Here is a 17384-nt window from a genome sequence, read left to right as displayed (position 1 = left end):
TCAAGGACGATTTACGAAATACGATTTGCGAGGTTTTTTGGAACCTTGGAGGTTTTAGAGGACTCGAAGGTTTGAGATGTAGGCCCCAATCTTTCAATTTTTTGATCTTTCAATTTTACAATCTTAAAATCAGACCTTTAGTGACCAAGCGCACATATTCTCCTTTTTCCAATGTAAAGGAGGCTTAACTTGCATGGTTGACAAGAAGTACAGAATTCCCAAGAATATGCAATACGAGATTAAAATAGCTTCCGAACTTGAAGTAAAACCCCATCAGGTTCAGGCGACAATAGCGCTTTTGGACGGAGGGGCGACGGTTCCCTTTATTTCACGCTATCGGAAGGAAGCCACCGGTACACTTGATGAGGTGCAAGTCGCCGCGATTAGAGATCGGATTGAGCAGTTGCGTGAACTGGATAAGCGTCGGGAAGCCATCCTCAAATCCATCGAGGAGCAGGGCAAGCTGACTCTTGAATTGAAGAAGTCGATTGATGCAGCCGAGACCATGTCCAAGCTGGAAGACATCTATCTGCCCTACAAACCCAAGCGGAGGACCAAGGCGACGATAGCAAGGGAAAAGGGTCTGGAGCCGCTGGCGGAGCGTATTTTCGCGCAAGAGTCCTTCGACTTGGAAGCGGAAGCTCATAACTATCTCGACGCTGACAAAGAGGTGAACTCGGTCGAGGAAGCCCTTCAGGGAGCTCGTGACATCATCGCCGAGTGGGTCAACGAAAACGCCCAAATCCGTGAAAAAATGCGCAAACTGTTTTTGGAAGAAGGCAATTTTACTTCCCGAGTGATTCCTGGCAAGGAAAACGAGGCCATCAAATACAAAGACTATTTTGACTGGTCTGAGCCGATCAAGTCTGCTCCTTCCCATCGTGTTTTAGCGATGCGGAGAGGAGAGAAGGAACTCTTTTTGATGCTGGATTCCTGTCCGGAGGAGCTTTCGGCCATTGCTGTGATGGAACGGGAAATTCTGAAGAATGGCGCCAATTCCGCTGTGGATCAGGTGAAGCTTGCCATCAAGGATTCTTACAAAAGATTATTGAAGCCGAGCATGGAGACGGAAATCCGCTTGCTGACCAAGAAAAAAGCCGACGAGGAGGCGATCCGGGTTTTTGCGGAAAATCTCCGCCAGCTGCTGCTCGGAGCGCCTTTGGGCGAAAAGTCAGTGATGGCAATTGATCCAGGTTTCCGTACGGGTTGCAAGCTCGTCTGCTTGGGACCACAGGGTCAATTTTTACATTATGAGGCGATCTATCCCCACGAACCCCAGCGGAGAACTGTCGAGGCGGGCATGACGGTGAAGGGTTTGGCCGAAAAGTTTGGAATTCAGGCCATCGCTATCGGAAATGGTACGGCGGGACGAGAAACTGAAGCCTTTGTAAAAAATCTCGGCCTTCCCAAATCTGTCATCGTAACGATGGTCAATGAAGCTGGAGCCTCTATCTACTCGGCTTCAGATGTGGCCAGGGAGGAATTTCCTGACTTGGATCTGACCGTCAGAGGGGCTGTTTCGATCGGTCGCCGACTGATGGATCCTTTGGCAGAGCTGGTGAAAATCGATCCCAAATCCATCGGCGTGGGCCAGTATCAACATGACGTGGACCAAAATGCGCTGAAAAATTCTCTGGACGACACCGTGATGTCAGCAGTGAATGGAGTAGGAGTGGAGGTCAATACCGCATCCAAACAGTTGCTGACTTATGTTTCCGGTTTAGGACCGGTTTTGGCACAGAATATCGTGGATTTCCGTACCGAAAACGGACCTTTTACCAGCAGAGCTCAATTGAAAAAAGTGCCTCGATTGGGTGACAAGGCCTTTGAACAAGCCGCAGGTTTCTTGAGAATCAGCAAAGCAAAGCATCCCTTGGATGCATCAGCTGTCCATCCGGAACGCTACGAATTGGTAGAAAAAATGGCCAAGGATCTGAATACCTCGGTGAAAGAGCTGATGAGTTCGGATGATTTGCGAAATAAAATCGTTCTGAAAAACTATGTTTCCGAGACGGTAGGCTTGCCCACATTACAGGATATCCTGGAGGAATTGGCAAAGCCAGGACGCGATCCGCGGGAGACTTTTGAAGTGTTCCAGTTCCAGGACGGGGTGAACTCCATGTCCGATCTGAAAGTTGGGATGAAGCTGCCGGGCGTAGTGACGAATATCACAGCCTTCGGGGCTTTTGTAGACGTTGGGGTGCATCAGGACGGTTTGGTTCACCTGAGCCACTTGGCGGATCGATTTGTGAAAGATCCCAACGAGGTTGTGATGGTGAATCAAAAAGTGCAAGTGACGGTGATGGAAGTGGATATTCCGAGAAAGCGGATAGCGTTGAGCATGAAATCCGATCCTTTTGCGGAGCGGGGCAAAAGTCAAGGAAAGCCTGCGCCGAAGTCCCAGAAAACTGAAGAACCGCAAGGTACGATGGCCGAAAAGCTGGCGATGCTGAAAGGGAAGTTCGGAGGTTGATTATCGAAAATTAAGCCCTGGGTAATGAAAATCGCCTGGGGCTTTTTGTCCGTTGGTGTCCTGCTTTACAAGACTTTTTCACGGTTTCCCGATGGCCGGGCCCAAATCCCACCTTTGGTAGAATAGCTCACTACATTTAGGACAAGTCCCAGAAAAGCAGATATACCAGCATAGGAAAGCATTCTTCCAGAATACGAAAATTCAATTGCAAGCCAAATTGAGGCGATCAGCACGACAAGGCTTAAGATGTAAAGGAGAACGTTAATTTTCATATCGAAGGTGTTTTAGAATAAGGTTTTATCGAATGGATTGGTTTTATCTGCTTCGGTTATTGACCAAAAAATTTCCGCCGACTACTGCCAACACCATCCCCACCATCGTGGCGATGATTGCGATTGTAGTGGATAGTTTTGGGGATTCAAGCCAAATAGACGCGAGATAGCCGAGCAATGTGATTATACCCATCAGGATGAAAAGCAAGAACCCGTAAAAGCGCAGCCCGTTTTTCTCGGCATTGTCCCGCCCAGACTGCGATAAACTTCCATATCCTGCCAAAATGTTAGGATATGCCCTGAGCACCAAGCCTAATATCAAAAACAGTATTCCTATTATTAAAGCTTCCATGGTATTGATTTTCAAGAGGTTTGTTTTAACAAATTAGTGAAATATCGGAAAAGGTCAAACGCTTGGGCAGCCGACATTTTGGTATGTCGTTTTTTTTTTGAGATACGGGGAAGCTGCCTTTCCTGTAGCCGATAAGCAAGGTGAAACCAAATGCGAGCGAAAAGCCAAATGCCGAGGAGATAGAAGATGAATGATAATTGGCGCATTTTTTTTAGTTTGAGTTATTTCTGATCTCTTCCGCCAATTCTCTCAACCTTTCCTTTGCCTCGGGAGGGGAGATGATTTTTATTTGGTCTGCCAAGCAGACGACCCATCGAATAAAGCCTTCTAGGTGCGAAGTCATAAAGGTCATTTCCACACTATCCTCCGATCGTTTTTCCATCACAAAGCCTTGGTTGTACTTTTGAACCCGAAGATATTTCTCAAAGGAAAGCGGTACAGAAAGTACGATTTGAATGAGATTTTCAGCGGCGCGGACTTTGTCAATGTATTCTTTCAGAGTGGGGTGCGCTAGCGGGTCATAGGTTTCTTCGAGTGTTTTTAAGCTATTCATGCGATCCAGACGAAAGGTCCTGTAATCCTTTCTCAGCCGACACCAACCAATCAAATACCACTGCTCAAAGGCATAGTACACCCCCACGGCTTCCACGGTCCGTACGCTGGTCCTTTCTTCGTCAAAGGTCGTATAGCTCATCTCCAGCAGTTTTTTGGAACTAAGCGCATCTAGGATTACCCGAAGATGTTCGTCTTTTCCTTTTAGCTGGAGTTGGTTGCGATTGCGGAAGACGGCGACCAAAGGAGAAAGCTGGTCAAGTCGATCCTTTTCGGAGCTGCGAAGCACGGATTTGATTTTGAGCATGGCGGAGCGGAAGTGCTCTCCACTGCTCCTGTCGGATAGTTTTTCGAAGATTTTCTCCGCTACCAAAAATGCCTGTGCTTCCTCCTGCGTGAACATCACCGGAGGCAATCGATACCCTTCCACCAAAGAATAGCCTTGTCCGGCTTCCCCGATGACCGGCACTCCGGCTTCCTCAAGCGCGCGGACATCCCGGTAGACCGTCCTCAAACTTATAGAAAACCGGTCGGCGATTTCATGTGCTTTGATGACACGTTTGGACTGAAGCTGCGTGAGAATGGCCGTAAGTCGGTCGATCCGGTTCATTGTTTCTATTTTTTTCTAAAAAAATGAAAAATACGAAAAGCCTACTGACATACTGTTGTCACTAAGCTGCAGTTTCTTTGAAACAGTTAAACAACCTAACCAAAAAAAACTATGGAAACTCAAGTGAAAAACGAAACGCTGATTTCAAGGGAACAACTTCTGGCGCACTGGCAGGGACACCGGGCACTCACCCGCAGAACGATCGAAGCATTTCCTGAAAAAGACCTGTTCTCCTTCAGTATTGGAGGCATGCGGACTTTTGCCGAGCTCGCGGCAGAACTGCTAGCCATCGCCGGGCCAGGGGTAGTAGGCCTCGCAACCGATGAATGGAAAGAGCTGGATGAGCGCGATCAGGCCAAGGGGAGCAAGGAGAAGCTGCTCGAACTTTGGGATAAGACCACAGCGCAGATTGACCAATATTGGGAGCGGATTCCCGAGGGGAGATTTCAGGAAAAGCTAGTGGCTTTTGGTCAATATGAGGACCAAGGATATTGCACGCTTCTTTATTTCATCGACAATGAAATCCATCACAGAGGACAGGGCTATGTGTACCTGAGAGCTTTGGGGATTGCTCCTCCGGCCTTTTGGGAAAGATGATTTCAGTAGGCAATGATCTGTCGCGATTGGCATCTGAAAAATGGAAAAAGCCTTGGAGATTCTTTCTCCAAGGCTTTTTCAGCTAGTTATTCTGATACATCTGATTATACTCTCCCTCATCCATCCCCTTGCTGAACCTGCGTAGATTGTAAGTGAAGGACAGCATCACATATTGTTGAAGGACGTTGGTCTGCACGTCTTCGATGTAGGTCTCTGCGATGTTTCTGCGGACGTTGGCGTTTTGGCCCAAGAGGTCGTAGACCATTACGCTCACTTCTCCGCGCTGATTGTTGAAGACCTTTTTTCCCAAGCTCATGTTGACCAAGGAGAAGTTGTTGTCGTATCCCTCCGAAAGTCCGGAGTTGATTTGGTGGTTGAGGTCGAGTCTGTAGACGAAGCCCGCCCAAAATATCCAGTTGAAGTTGACCCGGAAGCGCTGCTGGAAGAACTGGTTGTTCAAACTTGGATTGACGGTGTTTTCCACTTCGTTAAAAGATGACCTCGACCAGATATTGAAGTCAATCTGGTCACTGATGCTGGAATTGACGGAGAACCCACCAACGATCCTTTGGGAGTTATTGAAGCCCACTTGATCATTGACCAAACTGGGTAGTTTGGACACTCCGCCGCCCAGGTTGACGTTCAGTTTGGACTGGATAAAATCCAGAGGCATGCCATAGTTCATCCAAGACCTGAATTCGAAGTACCCGTCTAAGTTGACGGGTTTGTTGAGTTGGGAACCCTTTTCGAGGATGATTCCGTCCTGAATTTCGGTCGGCTCCTGGGCGATGAAAGAACTGTTGGTGATGTAATCGTCAATGACGCTCGCCTGGGCGTAGACAAACCAGCTTTTGTCCGTGTCGGGATTGTTGCTTCTCAGCCTCATTCTCCATTGATTTCGATAGGACTGGTCGAGCTCGGGGTTTCCTGTTCGGAGCTGGAGTGGGTTGGAGTTGTCTATAACCGATTGCAGCTGGCTTATCTGCGGTTCGTCTGTTTGGGTATCGTAGTCGAGCTGTATGTTGGTGTTGGGTGAAAATTGGTATTCCAGCCGCACGGTAGGCAGGATACTATTGAAGTTGCGGCTTAGTTCAAAAGCCTGCGGGAATTCCTGGGAATTGTCCAACCGGGCATCCTGGTATTGGATTTCCGCTTGCATTTTCAGCTTTTCCGCGCTGTATTGATAGCCGAACTCAAGCTCTTGGGTTAGGTATTCACTTTGGAACGTGTTGCTGAGCGCTGTGTCAAGGTAGAGTGTCCCTGTCTCGAAGTCCCCACCTTCGACATCATAGGTCAATTTGTCCGAATCGTTTCCTCTGTTGCCGATTTCGTACTCTAATTCCATCTGTCCTCTTTTTCCCAAAGCCTCGGTGTAAGAGATGCCCGTCTCCCAGGAGTCGCCGGTGCGTTCACGGGTGGTGCGCTGGTCCAGGTTTTCATTTCTTACCCCGTCGGATTCATAGTAGGTGTTTCGGGCCTTGCGATCGGACTCGTCGATATTCAGGTTGTTTGCCAAATTGGCTCTCAGCGTGAGCGTACGACCAGGCTTGTCAAATTTGTGGCTATAGAGGAGTCTATTGAACAAGTCGTAGTCTTTGTAGGATCCGGTCTTGAGGTTGTCCACCTCATTGATCAAGCTGTTGCCGTCTTCGGTCTGGCCGACAAACGCAGAACGCTCTGTCTCAAATCGGGCCGAGAAGCGTGGAATGTAAAGAATTCGGTTCTTGTCGTCTATGTTGTAGTCCAAGCGAAGATGGGCTTGGTGCTCGTCATTAATGCGAAAATCTGTGGCGGTCTCCGTGTAAAACTGGCTGGATTCGTCCGTGGTGACATAGTCCCGGAAGCGGTTGACCACGCCTACATTTTCTCTTTTGGAGAAGACATAGCTTCCGGTCACCTTGATCTTTTCCGCCCACAGATCCGTGTAGTTCAGTCCCAGAATATTGGTCGTGATGATCCCTTCTTGGGGATTGGCGTTGTCTTGGGAGTTGGGGTCGCTCGAATAGTTGAGCATGTTGACGTTGTTGGTCAATCCAGTAAAGGTGATACGTCGATTCTCGTCAAAGGCATTGATACTAGCCCCAGCCAGGTAGCGCTCGTCGGTGCCGTATCCGGCCGTAGCCTTTCCAAACTGGCCCTTTCGTCGATTGGGCTTGGTGATGATGTTGATTGTCTTGAGTCGCTGTCCGTCATCAAATCCACTTAGCTGGGCTTTTTCGCTTTTTTGATCAAAGATCTCTATGCTTTGGATCACTTCTGCGGGGAGGTTTTGCAGGGCGGTCTTCACGTCGGTCCCAAAAAACGGTTTGCCATCGACCAGGATTTGGGCGATACTTTCCCCCTGTGCCTGCAGAGCGCCGTTTTCGGATACCACTCCGGGAAGCTTCTCGATCAATACCTGTGCACTGGCGTCCTTCATGGTCTTGAAGGCATCTGCGTTGTACATGGTGGTGTCACTTTTTTGAGTGCCTGTCGCCCTTCTTGCCGCGACCACGACCTCGCTCAGTGCGGTGGTTTCCTCTGCGATTGCGATCGTGCCCACATCCAAATCGCCCGTGATATGGATATTTCTGAAAGCATTGTTGTAACCCAGATACTGGATTTTGAGAATGTGGTCTCCTTCGGATGATGTTGTCAATTCAAAATTTCCCTCAAGGTCAGAAATGACTCCAGTTACTTGAGCCGAATCCGCAACAGAAAGCAGGAGGACGTTGGCATAGGGGACTCCCTGATTGCTGCTGGTGTCCAGTACTTTTCCCCGAACCGTGTAAGTCTGGGAAAAGGAGGCGCATAAGCTTGTCAAAAAAAGCAAAAAGGTTAATAGGTATTTCATGGTTTGGTTTAATTTCTCTTTTCTACACAGTGCTGTTGATGGGTAGTCGGAAGAGCGGAGGCATTAGGCTACAAAGGAAGCCATATATGGGAAGGAAGTCAGGCCAGAATTAGTTGAGCGGTAATAAAACCGATTAAGCAGTGGATCTTGTCAAAAAAAACAGAATTCACCATGCTGATCTGTGTTGGTTTATAGAGACTTGTGTGTTTTTTAACAAGTCTGACAGAAATCGTCAATGAAAATGTTTATTTTTCACTCATTAATATGTTTATAAAAACAACATTTTTTAACTTAGCAGGCATAAATCTGGAACAACTATGGAACAAGCCGAAAAGATCAGCATCACGACCAAGACTCTTGCCTCTGGCAATTGTCAGGTTAAATTTTTTGTGGAGGACCAGCAAAAGCCTCAGTATGGCTACCTGCTGGTGACCGAGCCCAAGCCGGTCGGAGATATCATCGAGGAGATCAAAAACCGCCTCGAGCAAAGAAGGATGGAAACGATGAATATCAATCCGTTTTTTCCGGTAGCACCGAGTTCAGATGATCACAATTTTTATCTCTTTTCGGCATGAGTTTTCTGGCATCCAATCTCCGTTTTTTGCGAAAGCAGAAGGGAATCACCCAGAATGACCTGGCAGATCAGCTGGATGTGCAGCGTACGATGATATCTGCTTATGAAGATGGGCGTTCCGAGCCTAAGTTGACGACCTTGCAAAAGCTCTGTGAAATCCTCGAAGTCGGAGTAGAGGAGCTTTTAGAGCACGATATTGAGAAGCTGGGAAGAAGGGCGATACAAAAACGAGGGCTCAACATCCTGACCATCGCCGCGGACGAATCTGACAAGGAAAATATCACGTTGGTGGGTCAAAAAGCCTCTGCGGGCTATTTGAACGGCTTTGCGGATCCGGAGTATATGGAGACGTTGCCGCAGTTTCACTTGCCCAATCTTTCCCGTCAGGCCACCTATCGAGCTTTTGAGCTTTCGGGCGATTCCATGCTTCCTCTTGTGCCGGGAACTATTGTGATCGGATCCTATGTGGATCAATTGAAGCAGATCAAAAGCGGAGGTACCTACGTCCTAGTGACCCAAACTGAAGGCGTGGTCTACAAGCGGGTTTTCAACTATCTTGAGGAAAATGGAAAGCTCTTTTTGGTTTCTGACAACGAGCACTACAGACCCTATGAGGTCAAGGGCGAAGATGTGTTGGAAATTTGGGAAGCGAAGGCTTTTATCAGCACCGATTTTCCGAATCCTGGAGACAAGAAAAAGCCGCTCACACTTGATGATCTGGGAGAAATGATCCGGGATATCCATGCGGATTTGAGAAAGATCCGGGGGTGATTTATCTAGTGAGCTTCAGCTCGGCGGTTACGGCTGTAGCTGGAAAATAGATGGTTCCAACCCAGGTCTGGCCGGAATTGTTCGTGCTCATTGATATGGTGCCGTTTACTCCGGTTGCGCCGTAGTAGTCCATAGCGAGATATTGCCCGTCGACCTGTCCATTACCTTCTGCTGTTTTTTGATTCAAAAGATTGTATTCGTAGTAGGCAAGGTTTACGCCTTCTTGGCTCATCATGAGAATACTCACTTTCTGTCCGTTCAGGTACAGCGACCATTCTCCCGCCAGATCAAACTCGTACTGCTCGGAACCCTGGTTTCGGTTTTCTTCGAAATCTGGCTCTCCGACGGTTCCCGAGGCCATCGCCGTGTCCTCATCAAGGAAGTCTGTTGCGACGTTGCCGGAATCGTCAATTGGGTAGGTTTCGGTTTCTGGGTTGGAGCACAATCCTACCAAGCCAATAAACACTACGAAACCACCAAGCAGCCAGAGGTAGTTTTTTGCCCACCAGCTTTTGGGCTTGGCGACGGGAGGAGAAAAAGGTCTGGGGTTAGGCTGAGGCTGTGGTTTGGGCTCCGGTATTTTGGCTATGATTTTTTCAAGCACCTTGGTCAATTCTCCCACATCGTAGTTCCATCTGGAGCTACTTAGTTCTTGGGCATGCTTTAGTGATAGCTCCTTTAAGTCTTCAGGCAGCTCGGTTTGGTCGGGCATTTCGGCTCCATTGACCAAGACGGGGATCACCCTCAGGTTTCTTCTCAAGGCTTCGGAAATTTCCTTTCTCACCCAATCGTCGGGCTTTTGGATTCGGAGTACACCTTTGGAGTCGGAGACTTTAAGCCAATGGGGCCCTATCATCGCAAGGAGCACTTTGCTTTCGCCCAGAGCCTTGGCAATAGACTCGTCAAAATTCAGCCCGGCTTCCAGAGTTTCTACATCGTAGAAAATATTTTCCTGGCCGAATACCTGCTCAAGTTTGTCTTTGAGTCTGCCGGACTCCCCCGAAGTATCCTCTCTTCGGTAGCTGATGAAAATTTTCCCGTTTGACATAATCTCTTTTTTCGCTTTAGGATATCAAATGCTAATGAAATAGTTATATAAACTGCATTCAAAATCCGCCATAGAGCAAATCTTCGCATGCCTGAATGAGAAAAATCGCGACGATTACCCCTAATACCCATTTGTAGTTTCTACCCCACCAAGCACGATATTTAGTTGCCCAGTCGCTGGACTGTATTGTCCAATCAATAGCGGAATTGGCTGAGGGAATAGGGTTGGGGCGTACTGATTGGGGAATGGGTTGAGGAATCACCAATTTTTTCAAAACCCTTACCAGCTCGCTCACGTCGTAGTTCCATCGCGAGCTGCTCAATTCTTGGGCATGTTTGAGGGAAAGCTCTCTGAGATCCTCGGGAAGATCCGCTTGCTCAGGCATGTCGGCTCCATTGACCAACACGGGGATCACTCTCAGATTTCTCCTCAATGCTTCGGAAATTTCGCTCCTTACCCAGTCGTCGGGCTTTTGGATTCGGAGGACACCTTTGGAGTCGGAGACTTTTAGCCAATGGGGCCCTATCATCGCAAGGAGCACTTTGCTTTCGCCCAGAGCCTTGGCAATCGACTCGTCAAAATTCAGCCCGGCTTCCAGAGTTTCTACATCGTAGAAAATGTTCTCCTGGCCGAATACCTGTTCAAGTTTGTCCTTGAGTCTGCCGGACTCCCCCGAAGTATCCTCTCTTCGGTAACTGATGAAAATTTTTCCACCTGTCATGAAAATGCCTGATTTGCAACTTTCTAAAGTTAGAAAAATCAGGCATTTTTTTTCAGATTTGTAAAATTTTATCCAAGCAATAAGTCATAAAACCCAGATTTGATTTTGCCGACTGCATCGAAGGATGGATCGATGTTAACCACGCCTTTTCCCAGTTCATGCCAATAGCCATCGCCACAGTCGATGTACGCCCCCCGTTTTTTGCCAGGCACTTCCTTGGCCATCTCGTAGTGGTAGTCAGGTGTGAAGACGAGCTTCATGAGCTGTATGGCGTATTCCCAGTTGATGGTGCGCGATGCTCCCCCTTTCTCAAAAATCACCTCCCGGTTGGAAAAATGCACGGTGATGCTGCAGTCAGTAGAAGTGTCTCCCTCGACTAGTCGGTAGTGGATCTGCAAAGGGGCTTCTTTGTTGACCGTTTCATAGATAGCTTGGATCAAGTCCTGCGCCATGAGTTGCCATTCTTCTTGGTTGGCGGGGATTTTTACGCCGTTGTCTTTCCCTTTTTCAATCGGAGTAACGGTGATTCCACCGTCTTCGATGTCCTTGTTGGTCCAGCGGCTTTTGTCATAAAGCTGCTGCAAGGGTTTGATCCAGACTCCGTTCAATGGGCCTTTGTGGCTGTAGTCGTCGTTGAGGGTGAAGCCTTCGTCGAGGATTTCTTCTTCGCTGAGTTCGTCCCTATCGGTGTAGTGAAGGTCCAGTGCCACGTCCAATTGACCTTTGCTCCAGTCCAAGGCGAGACGGAAAACATGGCTGTAAGGCGGGGGAACAATTCCAGAGTCGTATTCCAATACCAGGCCGCTATAGGTTTTCGTTGAAGAATTCATCGTTTTTGCTTTGCGCAAAAGTATGGTTTTTCGGCCAATTAAGTAGTTATTTTGCAGGGCTAAACCCCGTTCCCTTGGAAGAGCTTCTGGATCATATCTCTGCGGAGATTTATGAAAAATCCTATGCCATCGTCGATGGATTTGTTGATGAGAGCTTTCGAAAGGCCCTTTTGGAAGAGCAGATTGACCTTCTCAATCGGGGTAAATTCCGGCAGGCGGCGGTTGGGGTTGGGGAGAATAAGCAGATCCGAACAGAGATTCGAAGCGATGAAGTACTCTGGATGGATGCGGACAATCTCAGTGCTAATCAAGCGACCTATTGGGCTAAAGTTGAAGAGATCAAGAAGATTCTGAATCAGCGATGTTTTCTTGGATTGCGTTCATTCGAGGGGCATTTCGCCCGATATCCAATTGGATCCTTTTACAAGCGTCACCTTGATCAGTTTCATGCGGTGCCCCACCGTGTGGTGACGGTGATCCTGTATCTCAATGATTCTTGGGCTCCAGAGGATGGAGGAGCTTTGCGGATGTATTTTCCGCAGGAGGATGGTACTGAGCTCACAGAGGATGTGCTCCCTTTGGGCGGGAGGCTGGTCGTTTTCCTGAGCGCCGAGATTCCCCATGAGGTTCTTCCCACCCACAAAGAACGAATCAGCATCACAGGCTGGCTGAGGGATATAGACTAGCGGAGGTTGATGACAGTGCTTTTCGATTCGGTATCAAAACTAATTGCGGCTTTTTCGAAACTGGGAGGGCTGAAATAGATTCGGGGATTGTTGGAAAATCCATACTTCTCCGTCGGCAAACCAAGGAAACTGGTGTTCATGACTTCATTGTTGTCCGCGTCGTGGAGTACGGTGAAGGCATATTTTCCCGGAGGTAAGTCCGTCAGTTCGAGCTCTACCTTTCCGTTTTTTGGGGCAATAGCGAATTTTCTAAAAGCCTTGTCCACTTGGTCGGGAAACCCATCTTCCTGATCAAAAACCAAGATCAAAACTTTTCCTTTGTCTGACTCGGCGTCTTGGATCGTTACTCGCAAAACGTTTTCAAACTCCGCTGATTTCGGAATGGAAAAAAGAAGAATGGAAAGCAAGAATGAGATTAGCATTGAGACTCAATGGTTTTTAATCGATTTATTTTTCCGCTGTCAGTCATGACAAAGGAATTGAGGAATCGGACGCGTTTTGGGATCTCGTAGGGATGCAGGATTTCACTCAACTTCTCCAAAAGCAATTCGGATTTCTCATTGTTTTCTTCTGTCTCCAAAACTAGAACAAGCTTGTTGCCAAGCCTTTCATCCGGTTCTCCAAAGAAGAAAAACTGAGAACCGGGGAAAACTGTTTGGATAATTGTTTCACTTCTTTTCTCCAGCAATTCTGGATGGAGTTTGACACCACCGGAATTGACCGTAAAATCCACGCGACCCAGCCAGCGAAAAGAAGAGTCTGAAAGCAATTCAACAAGATCGTTGGTTTGGATCTTTTCTGTTCCGCTCATAGGAGACTTTACCCAAAGAGCACCACGCTCATCCATGCCAATTTCCACACCGGGCAGTACTTGGTAAAGGAGTTCTTCGTCATTGATTTTTGCCAAGGCAATATGCGAGACTGTCTCCGTCATTCCATAGGTCTGCCAAGCCAGGATTTGGTTTTCGGCCAGTTGCTTTTTCAGCAACTCGGAAGTTTGGACTCCGCCGATGATGAGATTTCCGACCTTTTTGAGGATATCAAGAGACTTGGGATTGTTCAAAGATTTTTCCACTTGCAGCGGTACCATGGCCACAAAATCAGGAATGAAGCCAAGATCCTCAAGCGGATTTCCACTAGGTTCAACCAGCCAAACCGGGCAATTCCAAACCATTGCTCGCACCAGCATCATCTTGCCTGCGATGTATTCCGGGCTAAGACAGCAGAGGAGGCGAGTATCGGAAGTTGTTTTGAAGAAAGCCCCCGTCGCCGTGGCGCTTGCCTGCATTTGATCCCGGGTTAGCTCGATTCTTTTTGGAGCTCCCGTGGAACCGGAAGTTTGTTGGAAAAATGTTTGATCGCCCGAAAGCCAAGCTTTACAAAATGCCAAGGCTGCCTTTTTTCCTTCTGAAAATGCGGAAGCATCCAACTCAAAGTCTGCGGCATCGCTGAAAACCTGATTTCCAATATGGAGCTGAAACATCTAAAAGGAGGGATTAGAAAGGGTTTTGTGTATTCGTCAAATTCCAGGCTAGGCTGCTATCTTGCACAAAAATCGGATTTTTAACCAAAACGAAAATCATGGAGTGGATTACTGCCAAAGAATACGAAGATATCACCTATAAAAAATGCAATGGTGTGGCTCGCATTGCCTTCAATAGGCCCGAGGTTCGCAATGCCTTTCGTCCAAAAACTACGGCCGAGCTTTACGATGCTTTTTATAATGCGCAGGAAGATACTTCGATCGGAGTGGTTTTGCTTTCCGGTGAGGGGCCATCACCCAAAGATGGAGGCTGGGCGTTCTGTTCAGGAGGCGACCAAAAGGCACGTGGAAACCAGGGTTACGTGGGTGAGGATGGCTACCATCGATTGAATATTTTGGAAGTGCAGCGCCTGATCCGCTTCATGCCCAAAGTGGTGATCGCGGTAGTTCCAGGCTGGGCAGTGGGTGGCGGACACAGTCTTCACGTAGTTTGTGACCTGACCTTAGCGAGTAAGGAGCACGCGATCTTCAAGCAGACGGATGCGGATGTGACCAGCTTTGACGGGGGCTACGGCTCTGCCTATCTCGCCAAGATGGTAGGGCAAAAGAAAGCCCGTGAAATCTTCTTTTTGGGTAGAAACTATTCCGCGCAAGAGGCTTTTGAGATGGGAATGGTGAATGCAGTGATTCCCCATGAGGAGCTGGAAGCCACCGCATACGAGTGGGCGCAGGAGATCCTAGCCAAATCCCCAACATCTATCAAAATGCTCAAGTTTGCCATGAACCTGACCGACGATGGGATGGTGGGGCAGCAGGTTTTTGCGGGAGAGGCTACCCGACTGGCCTATGGAACGGAGGAAGCCGTGGAAGGAAGAAATGCCTTCTTGGAGAAGCGTAAGCCTGATTTCAGTAAGGTGAAGTGGATTCCTTAAATCATGGTTAAGACCTTCCCAGGTTTCAAAAACCAGGAAGGTCTTATGTCAAAAAGAAGAGCTTGATTCGATCGCCAGGCTCTTTTTCTTTGTGGGGCATGGGCAGCTAATCAACTCTTTAGGAAATTTTCGATTTGCTCAATGAACCAGCCTCCAAAGCCTTTGGTTTCATAGTCTACTTGAAATCCACTCAGATGAGTCCCTTTATATTCAATTGTCTTGCAATTTTGACCAAGTTGGGATTGGAGATTTAATGCGTCTTGTGGAGAGGTGATCGTATCATCCGAAGCAGATAAGATCAAAAGTGGAGTTTCGATGGTATGGATCAGTTCTTCATAGGATTGAGAGGCTTCTGGGAGCAGAATTTCCTTACCCAACTTTTGATGACGATCTACTATTGCAGATGGATTTGTCACAAATCCCTCGCCTATGATGAAGTTGATTTGGTTTTTGATTTTAGGGTATGCTCTGGAGATGATCGTGGTTCCCATCGACATTCCCCAAACTCCGATTTCGTTGTCAGCAAACTTTTTTGAAGTGAACCCGACAACGGCTTCTAGATCTAAGGCAAATTCTGGGTAATACAGGTATTCCCTTTGTATTTCAAAATCATCACTTTTTCCAAATCCTCTGTAATCAAAGGTGACGACGGTATATCCGGCGTTAGCAAGAATCGCCGAGTGATAGACAAAGTAAGACATATTTCCCGCGTCTGGATAGGCCAAGATTAAGACGGTATCTTTGTCGTTTTTCTCATTGGCTTTGTAAATCCAGGTGTTTAATACGTAATTATCTTTGGTAGGAATCTTCAATTCTTGGTATTGCCAGTTGACGGAGTCTGGAGTTCTGATGTATTCCCGATCCGGATTAATGGCAAAAACTCTGCAGATACTGAAGAATATAAATACGAGAAGAATTAAAGGTTTCATGCGAGTGTGAGTCTTATTTCTACTGAGTCACAAACTTTTTTCTCACAATATATTCTACCGCTCTAGCCGCCAGCCTCGCCGTGGCGTTGTCCTGGTCGAACTGAGGGTTGAGTTCGACCACATCCATACTGATCAGCTTGTCGCTTTTTACGATCAGCTCAAAAACCTTAAAGGCAATCTGAGGGTTGAAACCCATCGGCGAAGGCGCGGAGACTCCCGGCGCAAAGGCAGAGGAGAAGCCGTCCATATCTATGCTGAGGTAGATCTTGTCGACAGAATCGATAAACCAAAGAATTTGCTCCTGGATAAACTCCCAGTTGTGAAGCCGAAATTCCTCCATCACGATGTATTTGGCCTTCAATCTCTCGGCTGTTTCGAAGAGGGAGCGGGGATTCGCTGCTCGCTGGATACCCAGCGCTAGGAAGTGGAAATCATTAGGGAATTCCTCGGCGAGTTGAAGAAACGGAGATCCAGAGTGTCCTTTTTCCTTGACCAATGGGCGAAGGTCAAAGTGAGCGTCTAGGTTGATGATGCCCAATTTCTCGTTCTTTTCTCCAACATAATTCAAGACTCCCCGTCCGTGGGCGAAGGCCAAATCGTGACCGCCTCCAAGCAATACCGGAAAGTGATTGCTGGAAAGCAGATCATAGGTGATTTGGGTGATTGCGTCATGGGAGGATTCCATATCCTGATCCAGCGTGAAAATATCCCCATAGTCCAAGATCGGCAGTCCTTCAGGCAAGTGCAAGGCTATCGCGCCAAGCATTTTTCGGATCACCGAAGGTCCCTCTATTGTCCCTGTTCGACCTTGATTCCTGATTACGCCTTCTTCGCTGGAATATCCCAAAATCCCGATTTTATCGGATGAATCTTGTCTGATATTTAGGTTTGCGATCGTTTCTACCGCCTGGTGCCAGTAGTCAATCTGGTCTGACTTTCTTCCGGACCAATGGAAAGGAGAGGGGTTTTGGTTTAGGTTCATGGTATTTGTATTCGAGGGAAAAGTTTAATTATGCTAACTTAAGAAAAGTTGTCTGTTAGTTTTGTTGACAAATAAAGCTTCTGATCATGAAAGAGTATCGGATACCCCAAAAGGAAAAGATCGATTTGAGCACTTTTCAGGAGCCAAATGATTCCTTTGCCGGCTATACTTACGCCGATTACCTCAAATGGGACTTTGAGGAAATCGTCGAGCTGATCAAAGGGAAGGTGTTTAAGAAAGCTGCTGCTCCTAGCAGGAGACACCAGAAAGTCTCTATGGCTTTGTCCCGAATTCTTGCAAACTTCTTAGAACGGCAAAAATGTGAGGTTTATGCAGCGCCTTTTGATGTGCGATTTTCCAGAAATCCTGAGGACAAAAAGGTGGATTCGGTAGTTCAACCTGATCTTTCCGTAATCTGCGATCCGTCGAAACTGGATGAAAAAGGCTGTTTAGGTGCGCCAGACCTGATTGTAGAGATTCTCTCACCGAGCAACAATCGAGTGGAGCTTCAGAACAAGTATGAGCTGTATGAGGAGTTTGGAGTTCGGGAATATTGGGTCATCCATCCCGTCGAATGCACGCTTCTGGTCTACACCCTGATAGAGGGAAATTATCAGTCCTCCAGACTTTTTACCATTGGAGACAAAATCAAGTCGACGGTCCTTTCTGGCTTTGTTCTGGATTTGGAAGAGGTCTTTTCGGAGGATTGAAGGCCCGGCTTTACCACAATTTGAAACTT

At 47.6% G+C, this 17384-nt stretch carries 18 protein-coding genes; 7 read left to right on the top strand and 11 right to left on the bottom strand.

Translation table 11 applies throughout. The features are described 5' to 3' along the window. Positions 1-193: 193 nt before the first annotated feature. The gene (locus J0A67_RS11205; RefSeq protein ID WP_241265142.1) at positions 194-2473 is read left to right on the top strand and encodes a Tex family protein; all 2280 of its coding nucleotides are present in this window, start codon (positions 194-196) and stop codon (positions 2471-2473) included. Positions 2474-2538: 65 nt separating this feature from the next. On the opposite strand, the gene J0A67_RS11200 is transcribed toward J0A67_RS11205, so the two are convergent. The 3 genes from J0A67_RS11200 to J0A67_RS11190 form a co-directional block, all read right to left on the bottom strand. Next, positions 2539-2745, bottom strand: a complete 207-nt coding sequence (locus J0A67_RS11200) for a hypothetical protein (protein WP_206569420.1) — start codon at positions 2743-2745, stop codon at positions 2539-2541. A 43-nt stretch (positions 2746-2788) separates the two neighbouring features. Continuing rightward, positions 2789-3097, bottom strand: coding sequence for a DUF3784 domain-containing protein (locus tag J0A67_RS11195; protein ID WP_206569419.1), 309 nt, complete (start codon positions 3095-3097; stop codon positions 2789-2791). A gap of 211 nt (positions 3098-3308) precedes the next feature. Beyond that, on the bottom strand, positions 3309-4259 hold the full coding sequence (locus J0A67_RS11190; protein WP_206569418.1) for a helix-turn-helix transcriptional regulator: 951 nt from the start codon (positions 4257-4259) through the stop codon (positions 3309-3311). A gap of 111 nt (positions 4260-4370) precedes the next feature. On the opposite strand from J0A67_RS11190, the gene J0A67_RS11185 reads away from it, so the two are divergent. Beyond that, positions 4371-4856 carry a DinB family protein gene (locus J0A67_RS11185; protein WP_206569417.1) on the top strand — a complete coding sequence of 162 codons (486 nt, stop codon included), beginning with the start codon at positions 4371-4373 and terminating at the stop codon, positions 4854-4856. Between the two features lie 82 nt (positions 4857-4938). Here J0A67_RS11185 and J0A67_RS11180 read toward each other — a convergent pair whose 3' ends face one another. Further along, complete coding sequence (locus J0A67_RS11180; RefSeq protein ID WP_206569416.1) at positions 4939-7689, bottom strand: outer membrane beta-barrel protein; 2751 nt, start codon at positions 7687-7689, stop codon at positions 4939-4941. Positions 7690-8006: 317 nt separating this feature from the next. On the opposite strand from J0A67_RS11180, the gene J0A67_RS11175 reads away from it, so the two are divergent. Both J0A67_RS11175 and J0A67_RS11170 read left to right on the top strand, forming a co-directional pair. Further along, positions 8007-8264 (top strand): hypothetical protein, encoded by a 258-nt coding sequence (locus J0A67_RS11175; protein ID WP_206569415.1) that lies wholly within the window; start codon positions 8007-8009, stop codon positions 8262-8264. Further along, complete coding sequence (locus J0A67_RS11170) at positions 8261-9034, top strand: XRE family transcriptional regulator (protein ID WP_206569414.1); 774 nt, start codon at positions 8261-8263, stop codon at positions 9032-9034. Before J0A67_RS11175 ends, J0A67_RS11170 begins: the two co-directional genes overlap by 4 nt. 1 nt (position 9035) lies before the next feature. Here J0A67_RS11170 and J0A67_RS11165 read toward each other — a convergent pair whose 3' ends face one another. The 3 genes from J0A67_RS11165 to J0A67_RS11155 all read right to left on the bottom strand — a co-directional run bounded on the left by J0A67_RS11165 (position 9036) and on the right by J0A67_RS11155 (position 11633). Continuing rightward, on the bottom strand, positions 9036-10082 hold the full coding sequence (locus J0A67_RS11165; RefSeq protein WP_206569413.1) for a toll/interleukin-1 receptor domain-containing protein: 1047 nt from the start codon (positions 10080-10082) through the stop codon (positions 9036-9038). A gap of 58 nt (positions 10083-10140) precedes the next feature. Next, the gene (locus tag J0A67_RS11160; protein WP_206569412.1) at positions 10141-10803 is read right to left on the bottom strand and encodes a toll/interleukin-1 receptor domain-containing protein; all 663 of its coding nucleotides are present in this window, start codon (positions 10801-10803) and stop codon (positions 10141-10143) included. Between the two features lie 68 nt (positions 10804-10871). Continuing rightward, a complete protein-coding gene (locus J0A67_RS11155; RefSeq protein ID WP_206569411.1) occupies positions 10872-11633 on the bottom strand; it encodes a hypothetical protein in 762 nt (253 codons plus the stop codon). Positions 11634-11707: 74 nt separating this feature from the next. Between J0A67_RS11155 and J0A67_RS11150 the strand changes: the two genes are divergently transcribed. Continuing rightward, the gene (locus J0A67_RS11150; RefSeq protein ID WP_206569410.1) at positions 11708-12319 is read left to right on the top strand and encodes a 2OG-Fe(II) oxygenase; all 612 of its coding nucleotides are present in this window, start codon (positions 11708-11710) and stop codon (positions 12317-12319) included. Here J0A67_RS11150 and J0A67_RS11145 read toward each other — a convergent pair. Then, entirely contained in the window at positions 12316-12741 is a 426-nt protein-coding gene (locus tag J0A67_RS11145) for a DUF2141 domain-containing protein (RefSeq protein WP_206569409.1), read from the bottom strand. The genes J0A67_RS11150 and J0A67_RS11145 overlap by 4 nt on opposite strands. Beyond that, positions 12735-13802: an AMP-binding protein gene (locus tag J0A67_RS11140; RefSeq protein WP_206569408.1), complete on the bottom strand. Its 1068-nt coding sequence runs from the start codon at positions 13800-13802 to the stop codon at positions 12735-12737. The genes J0A67_RS11145 and J0A67_RS11140 overlap by 7 nt, the downstream gene beginning before the upstream one ends. 98 nt (positions 13803-13900) lie before the next feature. Between J0A67_RS11140 and J0A67_RS11135 the strand changes: the two genes are divergently transcribed. Then, entirely contained in the window at positions 13901-14734 is an 834-nt protein-coding gene (locus J0A67_RS11135) for a 1,4-dihydroxy-2-naphthoyl-CoA synthase (protein WP_206569407.1), read from the top strand. 110 nt (positions 14735-14844) lie between these two features. Here J0A67_RS11135 and J0A67_RS11130 read toward each other — a convergent pair whose 3' ends face one another. Both J0A67_RS11130 and hutG read right to left on the bottom strand, forming a co-directional pair. Then, the gene (locus J0A67_RS11130) at positions 14845-15663 is read right to left on the bottom strand and encodes an alpha/beta hydrolase (RefSeq protein ID WP_206569406.1); all 819 of its coding nucleotides are present in this window, start codon (positions 15661-15663) and stop codon (positions 14845-14847) included. A 19-nt stretch (positions 15664-15682) separates the two neighbouring features. Further along, entirely contained in the window at positions 15683-16645 is a 963-nt protein-coding gene (gene hutG, locus J0A67_RS11125) for a formimidoylglutamase (protein ID WP_206569405.1), read from the bottom strand. A gap of 86 nt (positions 16646-16731) precedes the next feature. Between hutG and J0A67_RS11120 the strand changes: the two genes are divergently transcribed. Then, positions 16732-17355, top strand: coding sequence for a Uma2 family endonuclease (locus J0A67_RS11120; RefSeq protein WP_206569404.1), 624 nt, complete (start codon positions 16732-16734; stop codon positions 17353-17355). The last annotated feature ends 29 nt before the right edge of the window (positions 17356-17384 follow it).

The organism is Algoriphagus aestuariicola, from assembly GCF_017254835.1.
Classification (GTDB): domain Bacteria; phylum Bacteroidota; class Bacteroidia; order Cytophagales; family Cyclobacteriaceae; genus Algoriphagus; species Algoriphagus aestuariicola.
Note: the sequence above shows the minus strand (reverse complement) of the source record. Positions and strands in the feature narration are given on the sequence as shown.